Source organism: Brevundimonas vesicularis (genome assembly GCF_900445985.1).
Taxonomy (GTDB): domain Bacteria; phylum Pseudomonadota; class Alphaproteobacteria; order Caulobacterales; family Caulobacteraceae; genus Brevundimonas; species Brevundimonas vesicularis_D.
Window position 1 is genome coordinate 1,204,432 of record NZ_UAQP01000014.1, and the last position, 22,549, is coordinate 1,226,980.

A 22,549-nucleotide genomic window follows, 5' to 3' on the forward strand; every position below is an offset into this window, starting at 1 on the left:
ACCGGCTTGTGAGGCGCGGGCTCATGTTCGCGTCTCCCAGGCCAGCCAGGCGGCGACCACGACCAGTCCGCCGGCCATCACCGCGCGCAGGGCGCGACCCTGCATCTGGGGCGCCAGCCGCGCCGCGCCCGCGCCGCCGATCACGATCAGGCTGTGCACCAGGACGGCGACCACCAGATGCAGGCTCCCCAGCGTCAGGGCCTGGCTCAGCGGCGCGCCGTGGTCCGGCCGCATGAAGGTCGGCAGCAGCGCCACATAGAAGACCGCGGCCTTGGGGTTCAGCAGATTGCCCATCAGGCCGCGCACGAATAGGCCGCGCAGCGAGCGCGCGTCCGGCGTAGGCGCCGCCTCGATCGCCGGCGCGCGCCAGGCCTCCCACGCCAGCCACAGCAGAAACAGCACGCCCGCCCAGCGCAGGCCTTGATACAGCGGCGGCCAGACGGAAAAGACCTCCGTCAGCCCATAGGCGGCCGCCAGCATCCACACCGCCAGCCCAAGGGTCACCCCCGCCACCGCCGCGAAACCGGCCAGCCGTCCCCGCGCCAGGGCGACCAGCGCCAGCCAGCCCATATTCGGCCCCGGCGTCAGCTCGATCAGCGCCACGGCGATCAGAAAGGGGCCGACGACGGCCGGATCGACGGGCCAGGCGGAATGGGCGATCACGAGGCGCTCCTGTTCGCCAGAGCCTAAGCGCGCGGCGGCGAAACAAACAGCCCCGAAAGTCGCCCAGCGGACCCCTTGTGTGACCCGATCGTCACACCCACCTCGATCTCAAAGGCGCGCTGCTCAGCAGAGGGTGCGCTGAAATCCATCCGCCTCCCGAGGGGAATGAAACCATGAATCTCGAACTCTATTCCGACCGCGCCAAACAGGCCGTCCAGTCGGCCCAGTCGCTGGCCCTGGCCCGCCGTCACCAGCAGTTCGCGCCCGAGCATCTGCTCAAGGTGCTGCTGGAGGAACGCGACGGCCTGGCCCGCAACCTGATCACCGCCGCCGGCGGCGACGCCCGACGCGCCGAGGCCGATGTCGAAACCGCGCTGAAGAAGCGCGCCCAGGTCACCGGCGGCTCGGGCCAGCTCTATCTGGACGGCGACACCGCACGCGTCTTCGCCGTTGCCGAAGAGGCCTCCAAGACCGCCGGCGACGCCTTCGTCACCACCGAACGGCTGCTCGCCGCGCTGGCCAAGGAAGGCGGGGTCGCCGCCGAGGTGCTGAAGGCTTCGGGCGTCACGGCCGACAAGCTGGAGGCCGCCATCGCTGAGGTGCGCAAGGGCAAGACCGCCGATAGCGCCGGCGCCGAGGACGGCTACGACGCCCTGAAACGCTACGCCCGCGACCTGACCCTGGCCGCCCGCGACGGCAAGATCGATCCGGTCATCGGCCGTGACGAAGAGATCCGCCGCACTATCCAGGTCCTGGCCCGCCGCACCAAGAACAACCCCGTCCTGATCGGCGAACCCGGCGTCGGCAAGACCGCCATCGTCGAGGGCCTGGCCCTGCGCATCGTCAACGGCGACGTGCCCGAATCCCTGCGCGACAAGACCGTCATGGCGCTGGACATGGGCAGCCTGATCGCCGGCGCGAAGTATCGCGGCGAGTTCGAGGAGCGGCTGAAATCCGTCTTGTCCGAGGTCTCTGCGGCCGAGGGGGGCATCATCCTGTTCATCGACGAAATGCACACCCTCGTCGGCGCCGGCAAAGGCGACGGCGCCATGGACGCGTCCAACCTGCTGAAGCCTGCTCTGGCGCGCGGCGAGCTGCACTGCGTCGGCGCCACGACCCTGGATGAATATCGCAAGCACGTCGAAAAGGACGCCGCGCTCGCCCGCCGCTTCCAGCCGGTCTTCGTCGCCGAACCGACGGTGGAGGACACCGTCTCCATCCTGCGCGGCCTGAAGGAGAAGTACGAGGTCCACCACGGCGTGCGCATTTCCGACAGCGCCATCGTCGCCGCCGCCACGTTGTCGAACCGCTACATCACCGACCGCTTTCTGCCGGACAAGGCCATCGACCTGATCGACGAGGCCGCCAGCCGCGTGCGCATGGCCGTGGACTCCAAGCCCGAGGCCCTGGACGAGATCGACCGCCGCCTGGTCCAGCTCAAGATCGAACGCGAGGCCCTGAAGAAGGAGACCGACCAGGCCTCCCAACTTCGTCTGGAAAAGCTGGAGGACGAGATCGCCGATCTGGAAGGCCAGTCCGACGACCTGACCACCCAGTGGAAGGCCGAAAAGGACAAGGTCGGCCAAGGCGCCCAGCTGCGCGAAACCCTGGACCGCCTGCGCCTGGAACTCGCCAACGCCCAGCGCGCCGGCGACCTGGGCCGGGCGTCAGAGATCGCCTACGGCCAGATCCCCCAGATCGAAAAACAGCTCGAAGAGGCCGAGGCCAATGAGACCTCCGGAAAGGGCCCCCTGACGCCCGAGGTCGTCGACGCCGAACAGATCGCCGCCGTCGTCAGCCGCTGGACCGGCGTGCCCGTCGACAAGATGCTGGAGGGCGAACGCGAAAAACTGCTCCAGATGGAGACTGCGCTCGGCGGTCGCGTGGTGGGTCAGGACGAGGCGCTGGCCGCCGTCTCCGACGCCGTTCGCCGCGCCCGCGCCGGCCTGAACGACCCCAACCGTCCGCTGGGCAGCTTCCTGTTCCTCGGCCCGACCGGCGTGGGCAAGACCGAACTGACCAAGGCCCTGGCCGACTTCCTGTTCGACGACGAGGCGGCCATCACCCGCCTGGATATGTCGGAATATATGGAGAAACACAGCGTCTCGCGCCTGATCGGCGCGCCTCCCGGCTATGTCGGCTATGACGAAGGCGGCGCCCTGACCGAGGCCGTGCGTCGTCGCCCCTATCAGGTCGTCCTGTTCGACGAGGTCGAAAAGGCCCACCCCGACGTCTTCAACGTGCTTCTGCAGGTGCTCGACGACGGCCGCCTGACCGACGGCCAGGGCCGCACCATCGATTTCAGGAACACCCTGATCATCATGACCTCCAACCTGGGCAGCCAGTATCTGGCCGATCAGGGCGAGGGCGATGATGTGGAGGCCGTGCGCCCCTTCGTCATGGACGCGGTGCGCGCCCACTTCCGGCCCGAGTTCCTGAACCGGATCGACGAGATCATCCTGTTCCACCGTCTGGGCCGCGACCAGATGGGCGGCATCGTCCGCATCCAGCTGTCACGCTTCGAAAAGCTGCTCGCCGACCGCCGCCTGACCCTGGACCTGGACGACAGCGCCCTGGCCTGGCTCGCCGACCGCGGCTACGACCCCGCCTATGGCGCGCGACCCCTGAAACGCGTCATCCAGAAGGACCTGGTCGACCCGATCGCGCGCAAACTCCTGGCCGGCGAGATCGAGGACGGCGGCGTGATCGCCGTCACCGCCGGCGAGGGCGGATTGGAGATCGGGAAGATGCGGGTGCATTGAGCGCCCGCCAGTATCGCTTCAGCGGCTATTTCCCCAATGCGCGGTAGGCCGCTGCAGCATCTGCAGCCTTTTTAGCTGCATAAGCGACTATCTTTTTGTTGATGGCGACTTTGAACTTCATCTGATCCTCCGAAACGCCTTTTCGCTTCCTGTAGAAAGACAGATATTCCTCCGCATCTTGAGCTCCGATGACACGCAAGTGGGTGTAAAGTTCCAAGGCCTCCTTGTTCAGCGAACGTGTCGGATCGAGTTCTACCCTCTTCAAAGCTGCGAAAAGTCTTTTGGATTTTAGCCCGATAAATTTCTGAACGCAGACGTTTCCCACGTCTGCGCGCTGTCTGGTGACGTCATTCTTGAGTTCGCAAATTTGGAAGATGGGGTGGTGTCCGCAGAGGCAGACCTGCTCTTCACCAACTCGATAAATGTCGTGCACCCGCCACTCATTCTTACAGAGGGTCCAGTCAACCTTCTCCGAACTGCGGTTGAAAATTTCCTGCTGAAGCTGAGCAAAATTGTATCCGGCACCCATGTCCAGCAACCCGGAATTATTGAACCTATAACCTATGGTGGCTGATTCTCGCTGGCCGTCTATGCGGTATCGCCGTTCGTCGATCGATCTGAAGACTTCCCTAGACGAGGATTGGAGTGACTTTCCTCCCTCTTCGTCATCCTCCGGCAAGCCGCGTCTTCGCGGCGCAGACCGGGTGACCCAGCGGCGCCGTCAGGCGAAATCCATCCGCCGCAAAATGCTGGAACATCTGGTCCGCGACAGGTTCGCGCTCACGCGCGCCGCTGGGTCCCCCGGTTCCGCTTCGCGGCCCGGAGGATGACGAAAGGAGGAGCGGGTTTTCCGGTGGGACCGCTTATGAGTTCTTAGTGTCGCGGCCGTCCGGCTCCTTCGCGACGCCCTTGAACGGTCCCGGAGACGATTTCCGCTCCATGAACTTACCATTGCCTTCGTCGCGCTTTTGCCAGTCGCCGTTCGGCTGCTGGAACTGAGTGCGTCCGCGAACGGTGCCTTGTCTAAAGCCTTGGCCTATATTTCAACCCATGATCGCCTCTTTCGAACGAAACTAGAACATTGCCGATTCGAGATGGTGAGGCCATACAGCGAAGGTTGTGGTGTCGGCGGTGGCGATGTCCAGTTCCCTCCCTTTCGTCATCCTCCGGCAAGCCGCGTCTTCGCGGCGCAGACCGGGGGACCCAGCGGCGCCTTAGGCGAAATCTATCCGCCGCACGATGCGGGAAGACCTGGTCCGCGACAGGGTCGCGCTCCCGCGCGCCGCTGGGTCCCCCGGTCTCCCCCCGCTTTCGCGGGGGTCGCCGGAGGATGACGAAAGGGAGGGGGACGTGGATGACGAAAGAGAGTGTATGGCCTAGGTTGTGTCCATGCCGACGCATCGGACGTTCATCGCGACCTACATCATGGCCAGCGGGCGCAACGGCACGCTCTATACCGGCATGACGGCGAACCTGGAGGCGCGGGTCTGGAAGCATCGCAGCGGCGTGTTCGATGGCTTCTCAGCGGCGCATGGGTGCACGCGGTTGGTCTGGTTCGAGCGGCACGCCTGGGTGGTCGAGGCCATCGCGCGCGAGAAGCGGATCAAGAAGTGGCTGCGGGACTGGAAGTTGAAGCTGATCGAGGCGGAGAACCCGGAATGGCGGGATCTGGCCGAGGACTGGTATCCGGTGAACGATCCGAACTGGCGACCGCCGGTTGAAGATTAGCTTTCGTCATCCTCCGGCGACCCTTGCGCAAGCGAGGGGAGACCGGGGGACCCAGCGGCGCCCGCGAGCGCGAACCTGTCGCGGACGCGGTGTTCAAACATCGCGATGCGGGCGGATCGCCTTCGGCGCCGCTGGGTCCCCCGGTCTGCGCCGCGGAGGCGCGGCTTGCCGGAGGATGACGAAATAAGAGGTAGCCGTCTTAATCGAGATGGGTCCCGCCAACGATTCCAACACCCTGCAAGCCGCCAGCGTCATCCTCCTGCCCACACCCCCAAACCGTGCGATCCTGTCTCGGTTCGTCCGCAGGGGACGCATCGCAAGGCCGGGGAGGGCCAGATCAGACGAATTAGACGAATTAGACGGTGTTTTTGTCCGCCGACCGTCTGAAGTCGGTCAGTCCTGCGGGATCGGATTGGTGCGCGGGTCCGGGCCGTTGGTGACGACGCGGTCGCGTTCGCCCAGGTCCTTGATGATCTTCACGTCGGTGAAGCCGGCGGCCTCGAACAGTTCCTTGACCTGCGGGCCCTGGTCAAAGCCGATCTCGACGGCGAAGACGCCCAGCGGCTTCAGGATGCGTTTCACCTCGGGCGCCAGGTCGCGGTAAGCCTGCAGGCCGTCCGGCCCGCCGTCCAGGGCCAGGTGCGGGTCGTGGTCGCGGACCTCCGGGTCCAGGGTCGCGATATGGTCGGTCGGGATATAGGGCGGGTTGGACAGCACCAGGTCGAAGCTGGCGTCGCCGAAGCCCGCGGCCCATTCCGTGCGCAGGAAGGTGGCGCGGTCGTTCAGGTCCAGGTTGGCGGCGTTCTCCTTGGCCACCGCCAGGGCCTCGGACGAGATGTCGGTGCCGACCCCGCGCGCGGCCGGCCGCTCGGCCAGAAGCGCCAAGAGGATCGCGCCCGAACCGGTGCCCAGGTCGATGGCGTCGAAGGCCTCGGTCTTGCCGAAGGCCAGCATGGACACGTCCATCAGGGTCTCGGTGTCGGGGCGCGGGCTGAGGACGTCGGGGGTGACGTTCAGCATGATCTTCCAGAAGCCCTTCTTGCCGACGATGCGCGAGACGGGCTCGCGCTTCAGCCGGCGCTCGACCATGGCCTCATAGGCGCTCAGCTGGTCGGCGGTGATGGGCCGATAGGGGTCGGTCAGGATGTCCATGCGGCTGGCGCCGGCGGCGGCCTCCAGCAGCAGGCGGGCGTCGATGGCGGGGCTGTCGATGCGGCCGGTCTTCAGCCGGGCCTGCGCCGCCTTCCAGGCGGTCAGCAGGGTCGGGGCGTCGGCAGCGGACTTGGGCGTGATGGGGTCGGTCATGGGCGTTGATTGGCCCGGCCCGGCGCCGATTTCAAGCGCGACGGGAGGAACAGGAGGTCAGCTTGACCGTTCGCGTCGGGATGACTGCGCGCCGCCCCTCCCGCCTCGCCCCGCTTCGCAACCTGTTCGCCCGGACGCCCATGCCGGTCGAGCGCGGCCGGGTGTGGAAGTTCCTGGCCGCCGCCGCCGGGGGTTTGGCCGCCGGCGCCGGCGCCGCCCACCTGCTCTACAGCCAGGGGCACAAGGTCGGGGTCGAGCTGCGCGCCCCCCGCCCCGAGCCCCTGCCGCCCAAGGTCCCCACGCCCGAGGACTATGAGGCCAAGGAGCCCGGTCGCGGGCGCATGGCCAAGCGCCCCGAGCACATCCCGCACAAGGGCTGGGTCGACATCGCCTGGCGCACCGGCGGGTCCTATTTCGGCGACCGGGTCGGCTTCGTCGCCGGCGGTGTGACCTTCTTCACCCTGCTGTCGCTATTCCCGCTCTTGGGGACGTTCGTGACCCTCTACGGCCTGTTCGCCGATCCGGCCGACGCCTGGGCCCGGCTGCAGTTCCTCTACGCGCTCCTGCCGAGCAGCATCGCCGAGTTCCTGGGCGGCGAGATGCAGCGGCTGGCGGCCAACTCCAACAGCCAGCTGACCTTCACCCTGATCTGGACCCTGGCCCTGTCGCTGTGGACCGCCAACGGGGCCGTCAAGGTGTTGTTCTACGGCCTGAACGTCGCCTACCACGAGGTCGAGAAGCGCAACATCGTGCGCTACAACCTGATCTGCATGGTCTTCACCGTCGGGGCCATCGTCGCCGTAATGCTGACCTCGGTGCTGGTCGTCGGCGTGCCGGTGGTGGTGCGGCTGTTCGGGCTGGAGGAGGAGTGGGGCCTGATCGCGCCGCTGCGCTGGCCGCTGCTGCTGGCGGGCTATATCGCGGCCCTGACCGTCATCTACCGCTATGGCCCCTGCCGTCAGCGCGCGCGCTGGCGCTGGGTCACGCCGGGCGCGATCTTCGCGGCGGTGCTCAGCCTGACCGTCTCCTTCCTGTTCAGCTGGTATCTGTCCAACTTCGTGCGGACCGACAGCTACGGCCCGCTGGCGGCCATGATGGGTTTCCTGCTGTGGACCTGGCTGTCGGTGCAGGTGATCCTGATGGGCGCCGAGCTGAACGCCGAGATCGAGCATCAGACCGCCGTGGACACCACGACCGGCCTGCCCATGCCGATGGGCGAGCGGGGCGCCAAGGTCGCCGACAGCGTCGGCGCCCGCCGCGGCAACCCCGCCGCTCTCGCCTTCACCCAGCGCCAGGCCGAGCGGGTGGCGGACCGCTTGCGCGGCCGCCAGAACCGCAAGGCCGCCGAGCGCGTCGCTACAGAATGAAGCGGCTCAGATCGACGTCCTTGGTCAGGGCGTCCATCTTCTCGCGCACCGCATCGCCGTCGAAGGTCACGGTCTGGCCCGACAGATCCGAGGCCTTGAAGCTGGTCTCCTCCAGCACCCGCTCCATCACGGTCTGAAGACGGCGCGCGCCGATGTTCTCGACCGCGCTGTTGGCCGCCACCGCCGCATCGGCCATCGCCTCGACTGCATCGTCGGTGAAGGTCAGGGTCACGTCCTCGGTCGCCAGCAAGGCCTGGTTCTGACGGATCAGATTGGCTTCCGGCTCGGTCAGGATGCGCTTGAAGTCGTCGCGCGTTAGAGCCTTCAGCTCGACCCGGATCGGCAACCGTCCCTGAAGCTCGGGCAGCAGGTCCGAGGGCTTGGCGACATGGAAGGCGCCCGAGGCGATGAACAGCACATGGTCGGTCTTCACCGGCCCGTATTTGGTCGAGACCGTGGTGCCTTCGATCAAAGGCAGCAAGTCGCGCTGCACCCCCTCACGCGACACGTCCGCGCCGGATGCGCCTTGCCGGGCCGCAACCTTGTCGATCTCGTCCAGGAAGACGATGCCCTCGTTCTCGGCCAGTTTCAGCGCTTCCTGCGTCAGGCTGTCCTGATCCAGCAGCTTGTCGCCCTCTTCGGCGATCAGGGGCGTCGTCGCATCGCGTACCGCCAGCTTGACGGTCTTGGTGCGCCCGCCGCCCATCTTGCCCAGCATCTCCGACAGGTTCAGCAGGCCGACGTTGCCGCCGCCCGGAATGTCCAGGCCCTGGATCGGCGAGGCGGTGTCCGCCAGCGAGATCTCGATCTCCTTGTCGTCCAGCTCTCCGGCGCGCAGCTTCTTTCGAAAACTGTCGCGCGTCGCGGGCCCCGCGCCCGGTCCGACCAGGGCGTCCAGGATCCGGTCCTCGGCAGCGGCCTCCGCCTTGGCCCGCACGTCGCCGCGCCGGCGCTCGCGCACCATGATCAGCGCGCTTTCGACCAGGTCGCGCACGATTTGATCCACGTCGCGGCCGACATAGCCCACCTCGGTGAACTTGGTCGCCTCGACCTTCAGGAAGGGCGAGCCGGCCAGCCGCGCCAGCCGACGCGCGATCTCGGTCTTGCCGACGCCGGTCGGGCCGATCATCAGGATGTTCTTGGGCGTCACCTCGTCGCGCAGGTCGGCGGGCACGCGCTTCCTGCGCCAGCGGTTCCTCAGGGCGACGGCGACGGCGCGCTTGGCGTCGTTCTGGCCGACGATATAGCGATCCAGTTCGGAGACGATCTCGCGGGGGGTCAGTTCGGTCATGCGACGCAGATAGGAGAGGCCGAACCGTTGCGGGAGAGGGCAGCGCGTCGCGGCGCGTCCGATTTCTTCATGACCGACGCGTCGCCAGCGTCAGGACGCATCCAGATAGGCCGAGGCGTCGACGAAGGCCTGAACCGCAGCCTGATCGGCGTAGTCCAGCTCCAGCATCGCCTTGATCGCGGCCGCCTTGTCCGGCGCGCGGTCGTAGTAGCCGCTGGCGATGGCGTAGCCGACGTAATAGCCCAGGTCGGCCGTCCCGAAGCGGTTGTTCGCCCCGTTGTACAGCCAGCCGCTGAAGTCCTCGCCGTTCATGTCGGCGCGGAAGGCCGTCTTGATCGCCGCATCGTTGGCCGGGCCGTAGGTCACGTACGGCAGTTTCGGCAGCCGCCCGGTCGCTTTTTCGGCCACGAAATCGGCGACGCCCTCATAGACGACCTGAGCCAGCAGGGTCTGGCGTTCGCGCTGTTGCTGGGTGTGGACGACCTCGTGGGTCGCCAGCAAATCCAGGTTCTCCAACGGATCGCTGGCGAAATAGGTGGTGAAGAACCGTTTCAGATTGGGCGGCATCTGCGACAGGTCCACGCTGGCGTCGCCGGTGGCCATCTCCACGCCGATCAGCACCTTGTCGCCCTGGGTCGTTCCCGCCGAACGCAGGGCGCCGACTTCGAAATACACGCCGGCGGGTCGCAGATCGGGATACAGTTCGCGCAGTCGCGCCAGATGAACCTCCAGCCTGTCCAGCGCCTGACCAGCCAAGGCGGTTCGCGGCCGCACCGTGTCCCAATAGGCGGGATAGTCTCGGATCGCATCCAGATAGGTGTCGACCGTATAGGCCTTGGCCTCCATGAAGGCCGCCAGACCCGGCGTGCCCTGGTCGATGTACATCCGCTGGAACAGGTCGCGTTGACGGGCGGGATCGGCTTCGGTGCGCACGGCGTCATAGGCGCTCCAGAACCGCGCGATGTCGCTGTCCACCACCCGCACCTGAGGGACGGGGTCCGGCGACTGGGTCACAGCTGGCGCCGACAGCAGGCAGACGATCGTTGCGGCGGCGGCGGACAGAATGTGGCGCATAGACAGGTCTCCGGCTGACGGGGCGGCATGGGGGCGCAAGCGTGGCCTTGGCTCAAATGAAATCGCCGTAATCATCGGGCGGACTGGAGGCGTCATGCCGCCATGCCCTCGCGCCGTTCCTGCGCTATGGCTTCCGGAATGGAAACGCCCAAACTCGCCCTGACGCCGTTGGAAACCGACCGACTGATCCTGCGCCGTTTCGCGGCGGGCGACGCCGCCGACCTGTTCGCCTATCTTCACCAACCGCGCGCCGCCTGTTTCGCCGCCATGGCGCTTCAGGACATGGCGGCGGCCGAGGCGGAAGTTCTCAAGCGCGCAGCCGAGGGCGAGTATATCGCCGTCCAGTCCAAGGCCGACGGCCATGTCATCGGTGATGTCTTCGCAATGTTCGAGGCGCCGGACACCTGGTCCATCGGCTGGAACTTCAACAGCGCCTATGGGGGCGCCGGCTATGCGTCCGAAGCGGCCCGCGCCCTGGTCGACCATCTGTTCAAGGACAAGGCGGCCCGTCGCCTGTACGCCTATGTCGAGGACGACAACTTGGCGTCACAGAGGCTTTGCGAACGGCTGGGCATGCGGCGAGAAGGGCTGTTCCGCGAGTTCATCTCGTTCGTGAACGACGCCGCGGGCCAGCCCATCTACGTCAACACGTGTCAGTACGCCCTTCTGCGCCACGAATGGCGAGCCTGACGGTCAGCAAAAAGGCGTCCCCTGATCGGAGGACGCCTTGAGGCTTCAAGCGCTTGTCGCCCGGATCAGGCGGCGTTGGCGGCCTTGTTCTTGGCCAGCTTGTCCTGGTGGGCCTGCATGCCCTTGGCGATCAGGTCGGCGGCCTCGCCGGCGTCGCCCCAGCCCTCGACCTTGACCGACTTGCCCTTCTCCAGGTCCTTGTAGCGGGTGAAGAAGTGCTCGATCTGCTCGATCAGGATGGCGGGCAGCTGACGATAGCTGGCGATCTCGGTGTAGTAGGGGTTCAGCTTGTCGACCGGCACGGCCAGGATCTTCTCGTCGCCGCCGGCCTCGTCCGTCATCTTCAGCACGCCGATGGGGCGCGAGCGGATGACGCAGCCCGGAACGACAGGCGTCGGGTTCAGCACGATCACGTCGCAGGGGTCGCCGTCGTCCGACAGGGTGTGCGGCACGAAACCGTAGTTGCCCGGATAGTACATGGCGGTGTGTAGGAAGCGGTCGACGAACAGCGCGCCCGAGGCCTTGTCCATCTCGTATTTCACCGGCAGGCCGCCCTGCGGAATTTCGATGATGACGTTGATGTCCCAGGGAGCGTTCGGGCCGACGGGAATGGCGTCGAGGTTCATGGCGGGTCTTTGCTGCGACTGCGAAACTTTGAAAGGCGAAGGGTGATAGGCTGCCCGGCCCGTCACGGCAAGGGCGACATGTGGCGAACGCTGGCCTCGGCGGGCTTGCGTCGCGGCGCATCATCGCGGACATCTGGATCATGACCTGGACCGATTGGGCCGCGCTTGCGCTCTTCTTCATCTGCTGGCTCGGATACAGCCCGATCCTGTCGCTGATCAGCCGCAGGGGCGGTTCGTTGAACGAGGACATGGTGCATGTCCGCGCGGTTTGGATGCAATCGATGGCTCACCGCGAAATCCGGCTGGTGGACAGTCAGTTGATGGGCCATTCGATCAACTCGGCGTCCTTCTTCGCCTCGACCAACCTGCTGTTGATCGCGGCGGTGGCGGGCATTCTGTTCGGCGGCGAAAGCGCGCTTCAGGGGTTCGCGGCCGTTGGGGCGGAAAACGTGCCGATGAAGATTCTGGAGGCCAAGCTGGCGCTGGTGCTGATCTGCCTGGCGCGCGGCTTTCTGGATTTCATCTGGGCGCTGCGACAGATGAACTACACTCTGGCGTTGATCGGCGCGGCGCCGGAAATCCACACCAAGACCGACCGCATGGCCTTCAGCGAGGCGGCGGGACAGCTTCTGAACCCGGCGCTCAGTTCTTTCAGTCAGGGTGTCCGCGGCTATTATTTCGCTCTGGCGGCGGCGGCCTGGCTGTTCGGACCGCTATGGCTGGCGCTGGGTGTCGCCTCGTCGTTCGGCCTTTTGATCTACCGCCAGGAGGCGTCGCCTGCCGCTCGCGCCATCCGCAACGCACGGCGGTTGCTGGAACACTGATCAACGCTATTACGCAGTTGCGAAACGAACGCCGCGTCCAAGGTCGGTCTAAAAATGCCGTCATCATTGGCTTGGCGGGGCCATATTTCCGTAACAAGGCGTGACCGCAGCGGCTTGCATTGGCCTTGACCCATTGTGCATCGCAACCTAAGTTGACCTCTGACGCCTCCGGGCGTCTTGCCCTTCCTGGGCGTTTCCTCCCTATAGACTTTTAATGCCGCACCCTCGGGTGCGGCTTTTTTTTGATCTGATCAGCGATCACTCAGGCCGACCACGCGTCCGCGCACAGGGCTGCGATCACGCGCGACAAGGCCTTTTGCGTCTTGGCGTACGTCGCGTTGGGGGCCAGCGTCGTCTCGTCCAGATACAGTTTGCGGCTCAGTTCGATCTGGATGGCCTCATAGCCCTCGTCCGGGCGGCCCCAGCGTTGGGTGGACCAACCGCCGGCGTAGGGGTGGTTCTGCGCCACGCGCCAGCCCAAGGCCTCGAACAACTCACGCAGCCGTCGGCTGAGCCGTGCGCTGCACGACGAGCCGTAACGGTCGCCCAGCACGACCTCGGCCCCGACGGCGCGCGTCGGCATCGAATGCCAGTCGATCAACACGGCTCGCCCGTGCCTCGCGCGCGTCGCCTGCATCAGTTCGCCCAAGGCTTGGTGATAGGGGGCGTGGACCCTGGCGATGCGGTGTCGAGCCTCCGCCAGCGTCAGCCGGCGCGCGTAAAGCGGCGTCCCGTCGCCGGCCAGCCGCGGGATCACGCCATAACCGGCGGCCGTCTTGGCCCCGACCGGCCCCTCCAGATTCTCGATCAGGGCCGGGTCAAGCTCAGAGGGATCACGGTTCAGATCGACATAGGCCCGACCGATCCGGCCTTCGATCAGCGCGGCTCCTCTGCGCGATCCCTCTTCGATCAAGCGCCCGACCAGGGCGTCCTCGGCGCTTTTCAGGCTGGCGCGCGGCAGGTCCGGCACCGCGCCCATGTCGTCGGGATAAAGGTCGCCCGAGTGGGGCGAGGCGAAGATCAGCGCCGTCGCGGGCGCGTCCGCCGCCGGGGCGGTGATCGAAAAGCTGTCGCCGCCGTCGGTCATGCCCCCGCTTAGCGCGTTTCGCTGTGGAAGGAAGTCGGCTGATCGGCGAATTTCATCGGCGGTTTACCGTTCGGGCTCTAGGTTTGCGGTCTGTTTCAAGGGTGTTTCTCGAATGGCGCGTATTCTCCTGGCCGAAGACGACGGTTCGTTGCGCGGATTTCTGACGCGCGCGCTGGAGCGGGCAGGCCACCAGGTCATCGACTGCGAGAACGGCGACGACGCGATCGACGCCCTGGAACACGGTCCCTACGACCTGCTGCTGACCGACATCGTCATGCCGGGCGCGGACGGGATCGAGGTCGCCCGCGTCGCCGCCGCCCGCCAACCCGGCCTGCGCATCATGTTCATCACCGGCTTCGCCGCCGTGGCCCTGACCGCCGCGCAGGCCACGCCGGACGCCAAGGTGTTGTCAAAGCCCGTCCACCTGCGTGATCTGGTCAATGAGGTCGAGCGGATGGTCGCCGCCTGAACCTTCGCTGCGACTGGGCCGAGCGGCGTTTGGCGAGAAATCGCATTCTTGCCGTTAAATCGGCTTGATGCCGACCGGCCTCGCCGCTATACGACCGCTCTTCCCGCTCCGAAGACGTTTTTCGGAGCCCTACGGCGGATGCGTAGCTCAGCGGGAGAGCACCTCGTTGACATCGAGGGGGTCACAGGTTCAATCCCTGTCGCGTCCACCATTCTTCCCAACAACTTAGTTTGTTGCAGCCTGCGGCGCTGACCGGAAACTGGCCAAAAACTCTGCTGTGGGTATGCTGATCGTCGGAGGCAGGCTCCGACGCTTGCCTCCTAATGCCGCTGTTGACTCAAAACAGTAGTTGGTTCTGTCCGCTGATGGGGTGCCCATCTTTTGCGCAAACAGGCTAGGACAAGGGCAAGCTCAATCCGAGGCCGATGTGGTCAAGGGGTCGCAAAGATTGAGCCCGACCACATCGACCAGAATGCGTCCCTTCTCTTCCTGCTCACGAGCCTTGGCGTGAGCTTTCAAGCGCGCGATGACCTCGGCAAATTCGATCTTCGCGCCAGTGGTCGGGCATTCGAAGCCTTTGCCGCCCGCATAGGTGACGAGGAGGCAACCGGCCGAACAGCTCTGGTGCCGGAGGTATTTCTTAATGAGCTGCTCGTCGATGGCTGCCATCAGCTCGTTCAGGGAGCAGTGATCGCCGATCTTGATTTCAATGACCGCTTTGTCCATCGAGGCGGCGAGAAGTCGGATGTCCGTTTCTTTCTTGCTGGCGACCTCTTCCTCCCTGGTGACATGGAATTGGCCCTTGGCCGAGTTTGCCAACTTCAGCGCCAGCCTCGGCTGCATATCTTCTTCACGGGCGATCTTCGCGAGGTCCGCGCGGTCGTTGAAGTCGTGGTGGAGGATCTCGTGGCGCATGTCGTCCAGCCGATCCAGCATGACCTGGAACAGTTCGTCTCGGTTCTTCGGCGGCGTTTCGTAGCGTTCTTCCCAAACCCGCACCTCCGCCGGCTTAAGCGCGGCGGGTTCGCTGTCGTTTGATGCGCGCTGGCGCGCCATCAAACGAAGGCGGTCTTTCATGTGCGCGAATAGCGGCTCCTCGGCCATCGTCAGCAGTGCATGGTGGGCCTCGGGACCAGGCTTCCCAATGATCGCGCCGATCAGACGATTTCTAGCGGTTTCGGCTTCGTCGCGAGGACCCGGTGAATAGGGACCATCATGCTGGACGTCGTCTTCCAATCGCACGCATTCATACGCGAGCCGGGTTAGGTCCAGCAGGAGGTCGGTATCGGCATCCAGCGAGACCGAGCCGCCTTGCGAGTCCCGTTCCCCGAACAGCGGCCCGAACCAACTCATGCCCCGCGCGCCTCGCTCATCCGTGGGTAGCTTCTTCAGCGCCTTTTGCATTGCCGTCACCGCGCGTCGGAGGTCGCAGGAGGCAAGCGCTTTCAGCCAGAGCGCCGCACCCTCTTGGCGGGGATTCGCTCTGAATTTCTTTGCGGCGACATCGGCCAAATCGCCTTGCTGAACGCCGTTAAGCACGAGGGTCGCCAATGCATGTTCCAGCAGACTGATCTGTGCGGCGCGCGTCTGTTCGTTCCGGGAAAGACGCGGCCAATTCCTCACGACCTTGAACAGGTGCGGAGCGCCGAGCTGACGGATATCTGCATCGCCATAACGAAGCCCGCTGATCGCGTGGGAATGACCGCCTGGGCCAAAGTCGGCCAAATCCCCGTCGATCTCAGCATTCACCACAGCGGCGGTGATCGTCGGGTGCGCGTCGGCCAGATCGGCGAACCAATCGGGAAAGCCGTTGAGTTCAAGCATCGCCCATTCAGCCGCGCGGCGCGCTTGTGTTCGCGACAGCTTGCGGGCCCATGCTGGATCGGATGCGGCCTCGACGAGTAGGCCCGTCAGCGCCATGCCCTGAGAGTTGAAGATGAGGTTGCGTTCGTTCGGCTTACGCCGGGACTTTATGGGTGGAGCGTTATTTCGCCAGTACTGGCGCAACGAGGCCTCGAACAGCTCCCCAACCCGAACGTTCACAACCTCCCGAATGCGCCGCCAGTTACGGCGGGCGAGATGACCGTAGTCGGTTTCCCCGCCTTTGTCGTAGCCCAGCCAGTTCCAGAGGTTCCAGACCGTGAGCGCGTTGGCACGTCCACGGAAGGCGCGGTCGGGATCCGCCGACAGCTTCGGCAGCCAGTCGCTCCAAGATTGTCTGGTCTTGGCCTCTTTGGCCGCGCGCCTTTGCTTATGCTGCTTGTCTTGTCGCGCCCACTCGGCCATGCGGCCATCGTCGGGCTGCGGTGTCGTGCGGGCCGTCAGTGCAGCGGACATGTCCGCGCTGTCCGCAACTCGCCAGCGCAACGCCTCCAACTCAGAGGGCTCACGCCCCCGCTCGTGCCAAAGTGAAATGAGAACTTCGAGCGTCACGCCTCGAAGGTCGGCAGCTCGGCCTTTGGCGAGCCCCTTGATGAGCCAATCCCAGTCTTCCTTCTTCAGGTGGCCAACCAGGCTATGATGCTGGGCGTAGTAGGCTCGATGGCGAAGATCGTCGGTGGGCGCGATGGCTTGCATCGCGTCGACCTCAAGCCAGAACATCGTCTCACGGTTCACATCGCTGGCTGCGAACCACTGACGCAGCGCTTCAAAGTCGTCGCGCCCGAGCGTTTGTTCATCATGGAAACGGCTTGCGGTGATCGCCGCCCAGAGCAGTTTCTTGTCTTGGACGCCCGCTTCCAGTTGGCGGCGGCAAAGACGAGCGAGCGCTGGAGTGACATAGCCGAACCGGCTCTTGGGTCGCCACCAGTCGGCTCCGTCGCGTCCGCTCCAGATCAGTTCCTGAAGTTCGGTTCGAAGCGCCGTTGTCGTCGCTGCCTTCGGATCAAGTTCGTCCACCTGATTCAGCAAGGCCCAGGAAAATCCGCCGACTGTTCGCTTCGGCTCGGGCGTGCGCGCGATGATGGCGGCCAAGTCTTTCGCAGAGACCGCTTGCGGAAAGGCCTCGGCGGTGAAGCCGTAGACGACGCGATCCGGCCAGCGTGCGTTCGACACCGAGATGTCATCGATGGCCTTCGCCAGCAGGTCGTGGCGTTTGCACTCTTCCAGCGCGCGGCTCGCCAATATCCGCGCGTGCGCACCAAGACTCTCATCCCACAGGGCTTCGTTGGCGAGGTCGGCGCATTCGCCAATCGACCCCAGCCACATCAACTTGAGCAGAAACTCCCGGACTTCCTCGTTCTCATACGCCTGAGCCCAGCACTCACGGATCACGTCCTTAAGCTCAGCGCTGGCGAGCCGTTGAACCTCGCTGATAGGCATCTCAAGCCCACGCCAGTCCCCACCCCCATAAGCGGCCACATACGCGCGTACCAAAGCAATCCGGGTTGAAAGCGGAAGCGTCTCAGGATCGCCGTGAAGGACCAATGCCTCTGGTTCGCGGCGGAGTATTTCTTCGGCGATGCGATCATCGCCATTGGCAAGCCAGGCGGCGACCGGCCGCATGGAAGGGATAAGCACCACTTCTCCATAGGTTTCGGCGAACAGCAGCCGCCTTAGCTGGCGCATGGGTAGCCCACGCCCGCGCAAGTAGGCGAGGCGTTGTGCCGCCAGATATTCCTGGACGCTGCGATGGTGGAAGCGAACCCGCCCGTAAGTGGCAGGATCGAAAATAGCGCGCCGTAGAAGCGCTCGCACTTCCTTGGGCGTCCAGTCCGTCAGCACCTCTTCGGCGTTGAGCGACGACTGATCGCTCGATGCGGCCACCGCCTGTTCGGGCGAGCGAATGGTGCGAGCACGCGTCAGCAACATGGCGAGAGCGATCCGCTGAACGCCCTCCACTGCTCGTTCAGGTGTCAGCACGCCTTGATCGGGACGCTCGGGATCATCCCGCAGCGAAAGAACGACATCGGTCGCGTGCTGTTCGCGGCGCGAGCCCAGCTTCCCTGTCTCACGCCATGTGTCGATCAACCCTTGCAGGTCGAGGGGACGGCGCGCGAACGTCCAGGCATCCCGACGATGGATCTCTTCCCGAAACGCCTTCGTGTTTTCCACGCCTCGCGCATTGGCGAAGGCCTCGACTTGGTTCCGATCAAGCGGCAGCAGGAAGACGCATCGGGCAGGCGGAATTTTCGACTTGGCCGGCGCAGGCGTTTCGTTTTCGGATTTGCTGAACGGCGCCAGAAATCCCTCTTCTCCCGTGGGCGCTTGCTCGGTCACCGGGGCATTTATGGGCAGGAGCGTCTCAAAGGTTTCCATGTCCTGGACGGGCCGCCAGTCGGTCGGCCGACACGAGACCAGAATATGCGCGCGGTGCTGATGCTCCCCGAGCGCGCCTGCCAACTTGGCGAGTGCGGAACTCAGCTTGCCATCCGTCAGCTTGAGTTCATCGACCGCATCGATGAAGAACCAAGCTTGCTGATCGGGATCGGCGAGCCAGTCATCGAACTGCTTCGCCACCCCCTTGTTCATCGAGAGGTAGGGCCGCACGCCCTCGCGATCCAACGCCTCGACCGGGATGAAGAATGCAACCTTGCCGTCCGCGTTTATCCGCCGCGTCTGCGCTTGCATCTCGCGGGTTTTACCAGCCCCGGCCTCCGCCAAGATGACCACGCGCTCGCTCTGTAGGAGTTCATCCCACGCCATCCCGATCTGGCTTTCATGGAAGCCCCAGAAAGCAAGACTCGCAGGGTCTTCGCGCTCGTTCTCAGTGAGATCGCGGAAGCGCCGGTTGAGCTCGATGAATGCTTCGCGCCTTGTCATTGCGACGGAATCCTAGCCTCCACACTCTCAGACGCGAGCCCAAAGCAGAGTTATTCACAACCGTGAGCGGCCTCATACGCTGTCAGTCGTGGTGAAGCGTCTTTGAACCGCCGTCTGAATGTCAGCTTTTAGGCTGTGAGCTAATGTTCGCTCATGGCGCGCCGGTATATTTGCGCCGCGACTCTTGGAACGCAGATTCGGAGAAGAGCGAGATGGGACGGGCCAAGGCGTGGATGATGGAGCAGGAGGCGCGCGGCTACGGCGACGTCGAGGGCGACATCTGTCCGGATTGTGTTGAAGATCCGTATCTGACCCAGTGGATTGAAGAGAATGCGACGGGCACCGTCTGCCGGTTCTGCGGCCGCGAGGGAGAGAAGCCGATCGCTGCCAGCTTCGACGATTTTGTCGGTGTGGTCGTCGGGGGGATCGGTTTCGATTGGAACCACCCCGATGACGAGGGGATCATGTATATCAGCGCGGAGGGAGGCTATCAGGCGACGGTGTCCGACATTGATGACGTGCTGGCCGACTATGAGATCAGCCATGATGTTGAAGTCATGGAGGCTCTGATTGGATCAATTGACGACAACGGCTGGGTCGAGCGCGATTTCTACATCGGGGATAAGAGTCAGCAGCTCGAGTGGGGGTGGGAGAGTTTCAAGCAGGTCACCAAACACCAGACCCGTTACCTCTTCCTGAGCTTGAAGGAAGGCGACAGCTCCAGCGTTCCGGCTTCACAGATGCTGGACGCGATCAGCGAGGTGATCGCTTCGGACCTTGGAAACTTCGAGTTCGTCAAGACGATTGGCCCGGACGTCGACCTTATCAGAATTCGGATCGCGCCTGCCGCTTTTGAAACAGCGGCCGATATTGGATCGCCGCCGGAGGAGTTCGCAGTCCAATCCAACCGGATGAGCCCCGCAGGCGTCCCCATGTTCTATGGCGCCATGGAGCTCGAGACCGCTAAGGCCGAAACGTTCGATGAAGCTCAGCACTTGGGGCAGACGATGTCGATCGGCGTCTTCCGGTCCGTCCGCGATCTGCGCGTCCTCGACCTAGCCCAGTTGCCAGACATCCCGAGCGTCTTCGATACCGAGCGCCACCATCTTATCCATCCGCTGCGGTTCCTCCATGCATTTGCCAATGACCTGGCCAAGCCGATCGCCCGCGATGGTCGCGAACACATCGAATACGTCCCGACGCAGATCGTGACGGAGTTTTTCCGGCGGGTGTTCAGGGAGAACGGAAAGACGCACTTGGATGGCCTGATCTACCGTAGCGCGCGCCACCTAGGCGGAACGGCTTGCGTGCTCTTCTGCGAGAACGCCCAATGCGTGGATCCGGGTTCGAAGGCAAAGCCATGGAATGAACCCTTGTTGCGACTTGAGGCCGTGTCGCATGAGTCGTGTCCCGCGCTCCCCAGCCTCATTTGACCACAAGCTAGCCTGCTTGGCCTTCGTGCGCGCTGGGTAGGAAGCAGATGTCAGTCGCCGGCACCTGAAGGTCCGATTTGCAGGCAGGCTTCAATGTCTGCTGTTGGCGCGGAGGCGACGCGCACACGCCCGAAGGCAGACAGGCCAACGGTTCAGCCGACAGGCTTCGCGAGCCGCAAATGCAGCAGAGGGTATGGGCGGCCTTGCCCTTCCACGGCGGAACGACTGGTGACCTTAAAGCCCAGTCGCTCATAGAAGCCGAGCGCTTGGATGTTTTGCTCGTTCACATCGACCGTTAGCGTCTCGCGCGCCCGCATCCCTCGCCCTCTTGGCAGCCGTCATGCCAAGCTGTCGGCCTCGCGGACCGCTGATGGCGCCTAACACGCGGACACTTGGCGCCTCAAGCTTTGCGCCCACTCTCGCCGTCCCCGCGTTCCAGATACATCCACAGTGTCGGCCGCCTGACAGGATCGAAGCTCCATGCTAGGGCGCGGGGATGGCCGGCTCATCGAAAACCGATGAATTAGAGGGACCTCGCTACGACAAGGGCGAGCGGCGCTTTAAACATGTCGGCAAGGGGCCCAAACCCTATATCGAGTTCGACAGCAGACGGCCTCGCCGATGGGTCGGCAAATGCCCGGATAACCTCACAGCAGATGATTTGAAGGATCTTTTGAAGAGCGCCATCCCAGCACCCAACGGAGATCGTGAGCTAGCGGCACCCAAGAAGCTCTACACTGTCGCTCATGGCGCAATATATGAGGCGCAAACGAGCGACTTTGGAGGCAGCTACCACGGCTACCCCTACCGCGGTAAGCTATCTCGAACGCTCATTGGCCTACTTAGGGCCAAGGCTGAACAAGATGGAGCTCTCGACTCTTTCGAGAAATGGCTGAAAGAGAACATCGAAACTCACGGCGCTTGATGACCCAGTCTGCTCCTGCCTTTGAGATCGTCCTGGTTTGGACAGATCCCTCCAACGGCGTCGAAAGCCTCCTTTCGACGGCGGACCTTAATGTGCGTGTTGACGGGGAGACGATCTGGCCGGTGGCTGGGGAGTTCGACACGGCTGTCGATATCTTCGCTGACGATCTACTCGCGCATCTGACAGAGTTCTGGAAGCCGCTGCTGCTTCGTCAAACCTATCCGGTGAAAGGCACGCCCGATCGCCCGACATCTCTGCGGCGGGTCGCTGAGAGGCGTTGGGACGAACTTCCTCGCGCTATCGTCGACAATGAGGAAAGCCGAGTTTCAGCATTTGAAGACGCGCATGATCTATCGCGTGCATTCGCTGGCCAGTTTGGTCTCCCTCCGCTGTTTCTCATGAGGGCAGGGCAGTCGCTTATTGTTGATACGGGTGACGAGCTAAGGGTCGTTGCCTTTGAAAGCGCGCGACAAGCACTATCGGCTACTGGAGATGCGATCGCACAGCGCCTTTCGGTTGATGCCAAGTGGGCTGCATTGATCAGGGCTTGGGAACTGCGAGACGAAGGCGCGCCTGATCAGCTTCTCGCGTGGTCGACGAGCTTGAAACCTTCGCTTGCCAAAGAGCTGGTCGAGGAAGGGGTGCTCGTCGCACCCGAGACTGTTCAAGAAGCAGCCAACGACAATAACGAGCTAAGGCTCGCGGCGCGAATGGCCAGCGCATTGCCCGAGCAAGTCGTTCGAGAAGTCCTCAAGCTCGTTAGCTCTTTTGAGAAGCGCGATGCTCCGGAACTCGACAAGCTCGCGGACGCGGTCTCAGCACATGTTGCAGAGGGCTTCGCAGACCAGCGCCCATTTGTTCAAGGTCAAGCCGCAGCAGTCTTCCTGCGTCAGCAGCTAAATCTTGCTTCGGTGCAGCGGATCGACATCTACGGCCTGATCGAGAGATTGGGCATTGCTCTGCATTCGCCTGAGGTGACGCCTCCGACCCTCGAGGGTTTATCCGTCTGGGGCGTCAACCATGGGCCCGCGATCCTCATCAATACCGCAAGCGACCGGCTGAACGGCTGGGGATTAGCGAGTGCATCGGCGAGAGTCACGGCAGCTCATGAGCTGTGTCACCAGCTCCTAGACCGTGGCCACGCGTTGAGCGCCGTCGATGTGCTTGGTAGCCGAATGCCGAATGATGTGGAGGCGAGAGCCAAGTCGTTCGCCGGCGAGTTCCTTCTTCCAGGTCGCGTGGCTGCCGACGTCTGGCTGAGGCTTGATCTGCCGCCCTCGGTTGAAAATATCGATTCCTGTCTGACGAAGCTGCAAAGGACCTACGGCGTCACTCGCAGCGTCGCAGCCTGGAAACTCGACCATGGGCTACGGTCTCACGACATCGATTTGACCTACTGGCTGGACAGCGCTGCTCCTAACCGCTGGTAGGTCTCGCCCCGTCTTCCACACCGGAATGCTCGAGGGTAAGAGGTAGAACAGCTACCGCGCCACAGAGCGCTGTTTTCAGAGCGCAACGGAACTCTGAGACAGTCGTATCGCCCC

Annotated in this window: 17 protein-coding genes and 1 tRNA gene; 10 read left to right on the forward strand and 8 right to left on the reverse strand. The window is 64.1% G+C overall.

From position 1 onward, the window contains the following. Positions 1-21: 21 nt before the first annotated feature. The gene (locus DT343_RS14955; RefSeq protein WP_258522591.1) at positions 22-663 is read right to left on the reverse strand and encodes a LysE family translocator; all 642 of its coding nucleotides are present in this window, start codon (positions 661-663) and stop codon (positions 22-24) included. 173 nt (positions 664-836) lie between these two features. Here DT343_RS14955 and clpB point away from each other — a divergent pair, with 173 nt between their 5' ends. Continuing rightward, positions 837-3,425, forward strand: coding sequence for an ATP-dependent chaperone ClpB (gene clpB / locus DT343_RS14960; RefSeq protein WP_112863494.1), 2,589 nt, complete (start codon positions 837-839; stop codon positions 3,423-3,425). A 25-nt stretch (positions 3,426-3,450) separates the two neighbouring features. On the opposite strand, the gene DT343_RS14965 is transcribed toward clpB, so the two are convergent. Continuing rightward, positions 3,451-3,963, reverse strand: a complete 513-nt coding sequence (locus tag DT343_RS14965) for a hypothetical protein (protein ID WP_146756769.1) — start codon at positions 3,961-3,963, stop codon at positions 3,451-3,453. A gap of 851 nt (positions 3,964-4,814) precedes the next feature. On the opposite strand from DT343_RS14965, the gene DT343_RS14975 reads away from it, so the two are divergent. Beyond that, positions 4,815-5,153: a GIY-YIG nuclease family protein gene (locus tag DT343_RS14975; protein ID WP_112863496.1), complete on the forward strand. Its 339-nt coding sequence runs from the start codon at positions 4,815-4,817 to the stop codon at positions 5,151-5,153. 393 nt (positions 5,154-5,546) lie between these two features. Here the strand turns inward: DT343_RS14975 and prmC are convergent, their stop codons facing one another. Next, positions 5,547-6,458: a peptide chain release factor N(5)-glutamine methyltransferase gene (gene prmC / locus DT343_RS14980; protein WP_112863497.1), complete on the reverse strand. Its 912-nt coding sequence runs from the start codon at positions 6,456-6,458 to the stop codon at positions 5,547-5,549. Between the two features lie 62 nt (positions 6,459-6,520). On the opposite strand from prmC, the gene DT343_RS14985 reads away from it, so the two are divergent. Further along, positions 6,521-7,825, forward strand: a complete 1,305-nt coding sequence (locus DT343_RS14985) for a YihY/virulence factor BrkB family protein (protein WP_258522592.1) — start codon at positions 6,521-6,523, stop codon at positions 7,823-7,825. Here the strand turns inward: DT343_RS14985 and hslU are convergent. Together hslU and DT343_RS14995 are read right to left on the reverse strand one after the other, a co-directional pair. Beyond that, entirely contained in the window at positions 7,815-9,116 is a 1,302-nt protein-coding gene (gene hslU, locus DT343_RS14990; protein WP_112863498.1) for an ATP-dependent protease ATPase subunit HslU, read from the reverse strand. The two genes, DT343_RS14985 and hslU, sit on opposite strands and share 11 nt — an antisense overlap. Positions 9,117-9,206: 90 nt before the next feature. Next, complete coding sequence (locus DT343_RS14995; protein WP_112863499.1) at positions 9,207-10,190, reverse strand: DUF2268 domain-containing putative Zn-dependent protease; 984 nt, start codon at positions 10,188-10,190, stop codon at positions 9,207-9,209. Between the two features lie 138 nt (positions 10,191-10,328). On the opposite strand from DT343_RS14995, the gene DT343_RS15000 reads away from it, so the two are divergent. Continuing rightward, positions 10,329-10,880, forward strand: a complete 552-nt coding sequence (locus tag DT343_RS15000) for a GNAT family N-acetyltransferase (protein WP_112863500.1) — start codon at positions 10,329-10,331, stop codon at positions 10,878-10,880. 65 nt (positions 10,881-10,945) lie between these two features. On the opposite strand, the gene ppa is transcribed toward DT343_RS15000, so the two are convergent. After that, positions 10,946-11,506 carry an inorganic diphosphatase gene (ppa, locus tag DT343_RS15005; RefSeq protein WP_066552596.1) on the reverse strand — a complete coding sequence of 187 codons (561 nt, stop codon included), beginning with the start codon at positions 11,504-11,506 and terminating at the stop codon, positions 10,946-10,948. A gap of 80 nt (positions 11,507-11,586) precedes the next feature. Between ppa and DT343_RS15010 the strand changes: the two genes are divergently transcribed. Continuing rightward, positions 11,587-12,330, forward strand: coding sequence for a DUF599 domain-containing protein (locus tag DT343_RS15010; protein ID WP_258522593.1), 744 nt, complete (start codon positions 11,587-11,589; stop codon positions 12,328-12,330). A 262-nt stretch (positions 12,331-12,592) separates the two neighbouring features. On the opposite strand, the gene DT343_RS15015 is transcribed toward DT343_RS15010, so the two are convergent. Next, positions 12,593-13,417: an N-formylglutamate amidohydrolase gene (locus DT343_RS15015; RefSeq protein WP_112863501.1), complete on the reverse strand. Its 825-nt coding sequence runs from the start codon at positions 13,415-13,417 to the stop codon at positions 12,593-12,595. A gap of 112 nt (positions 13,418-13,529) precedes the next feature. Here DT343_RS15015 and cpdR point away from each other — a divergent pair, with 112 nt between their 5' ends. Both cpdR and DT343_RS15025 read left to right on the forward strand, forming a co-directional pair. Next, the gene (gene cpdR, locus DT343_RS15020; protein WP_017506825.1) at positions 13,530-13,886 is read left to right on the forward strand and encodes a cell cycle two-component system response regulator CpdR; all 357 of its coding nucleotides are present in this window, start codon (positions 13,530-13,532) and stop codon (positions 13,884-13,886) included. Positions 13,887-14,022: 136 nt separating this feature from the next. Next, positions 14,023-14,097 (forward strand) — tRNA-Val (locus DT343_RS15025). Between the two features lie 200 nt (positions 14,098-14,297). On the opposite strand, the gene DT343_RS15030 is transcribed toward DT343_RS15025, so the two are convergent. Continuing rightward, positions 14,298-18,647 (reverse strand): NACHT domain-containing protein, encoded by a 4,350-nt coding sequence (locus tag DT343_RS15030; RefSeq protein ID WP_112863502.1) that lies wholly within the window; start codon positions 18,645-18,647, stop codon positions 14,298-14,300. A gap of 212 nt (positions 18,648-18,859) precedes the next feature. Here DT343_RS15030 and DT343_RS15035 point away from each other — a divergent pair, with 212 nt between their 5' ends. The 3 genes from DT343_RS15035 to DT343_RS15045 all read left to right on the forward strand — a co-directional run bounded on the left by DT343_RS15035 (position 18,860) and on the right by DT343_RS15045 (position 22,435). Beyond that, positions 18,860-20,080 (forward strand): HEPN-associated N-terminal domain-containing protein, encoded by a 1,221-nt coding sequence (locus DT343_RS15035; protein WP_181669206.1) that lies wholly within the window; start codon positions 18,860-18,862, stop codon positions 20,078-20,080. A 496-nt stretch (positions 20,081-20,576) separates the two neighbouring features. Further along, positions 20,577-21,005 carry a hypothetical protein gene (locus DT343_RS17290; RefSeq protein ID WP_146756770.1) on the forward strand — a complete coding sequence of 143 codons (429 nt, stop codon included), beginning with the start codon at positions 20,577-20,579 and terminating at the stop codon, positions 21,003-21,005. Then, on the forward strand, positions 21,005-22,435 hold the full coding sequence (locus tag DT343_RS15045) for an ImmA/IrrE family metallo-endopeptidase (RefSeq protein WP_181669207.1): 1,431 nt from the start codon (positions 21,005-21,007) through the stop codon (positions 22,433-22,435). Before DT343_RS17290 ends, DT343_RS15045 begins: the two co-directional genes overlap by 1 nt. Positions 22,436-22,549: the final 114 nt, after the last annotated feature.

Coding starts and splice junctions, on each gene's coding strand:
- clpB (WP_112863494.1), top strand. CDS start 837: ATGAATCTCGAACTCTATTCCGACCGCGCCAAACAGGCCGTCCAGTCG.
- DT343_RS14975 (WP_112863496.1), top strand. CDS start 4,815: ATGCCGACGCATCGGACGTTCATCGCGACCTACATCATGGCCAGCGGG.
- prmC (WP_112863497.1), bottom strand. CDS start 6,458: ATGACCGACCCCATCACGCCCAAGTCCGCTGCCGACGCCCCGACCCTG.
- hslU (WP_112863498.1), bottom strand. CDS start 9,116: ATGACCGAACTGACCCCCCGCGAGATCGTCTCCGAACTGGATCGCTAT.
- DT343_RS14995 (WP_112863499.1), bottom strand. CDS start 10,190: ATGCGCCACATTCTGTCCGCCGCCGCCGCAACGATCGTCTGCCTGCTG.
- DT343_RS15000 (WP_112863500.1), top strand. CDS start 10,329: ATGGAAACGCCCAAACTCGCCCTGACGCCGTTGGAAACCGACCGACTG.
- ppa (WP_066552596.1), bottom strand. CDS start 11,506: ATGAACCTCGACGCCATTCCCGTCGGCCCGAACGCTCCCTGGGACATC.
- DT343_RS15015 (WP_112863501.1), bottom strand. CDS start 13,417: ATGACCGACGGCGGCGACAGCTTTTCGATCACCGCCCCGGCGGCGGAC.
- cpdR (WP_017506825.1), top strand. CDS start 13,530: ATGGCGCGTATTCTCCTGGCCGAAGACGACGGTTCGTTGCGCGGATTT.
- DT343_RS15030 (WP_112863502.1), bottom strand. CDS start 18,647: ATGACAAGGCGCGAAGCATTCATCGAGCTCAACCGGCGCTTCCGCGAT.
- DT343_RS15035 (WP_181669206.1), top strand. CDS start 18,860: ATGGGACGGGCCAAGGCGTGGATGATGGAGCAGGAGGCGCGCGGCTAC.
- DT343_RS17290 (WP_146756770.1), top strand. CDS start 20,577: ATGGCCGGCTCATCGAAAACCGATGAATTAGAGGGACCTCGCTACGAC.
- DT343_RS15045 (WP_181669207.1), top strand. CDS start 21,005: ATGACCCAGTCTGCTCCTGCCTTTGAGATCGTCCTGGTTTGGACAGAT.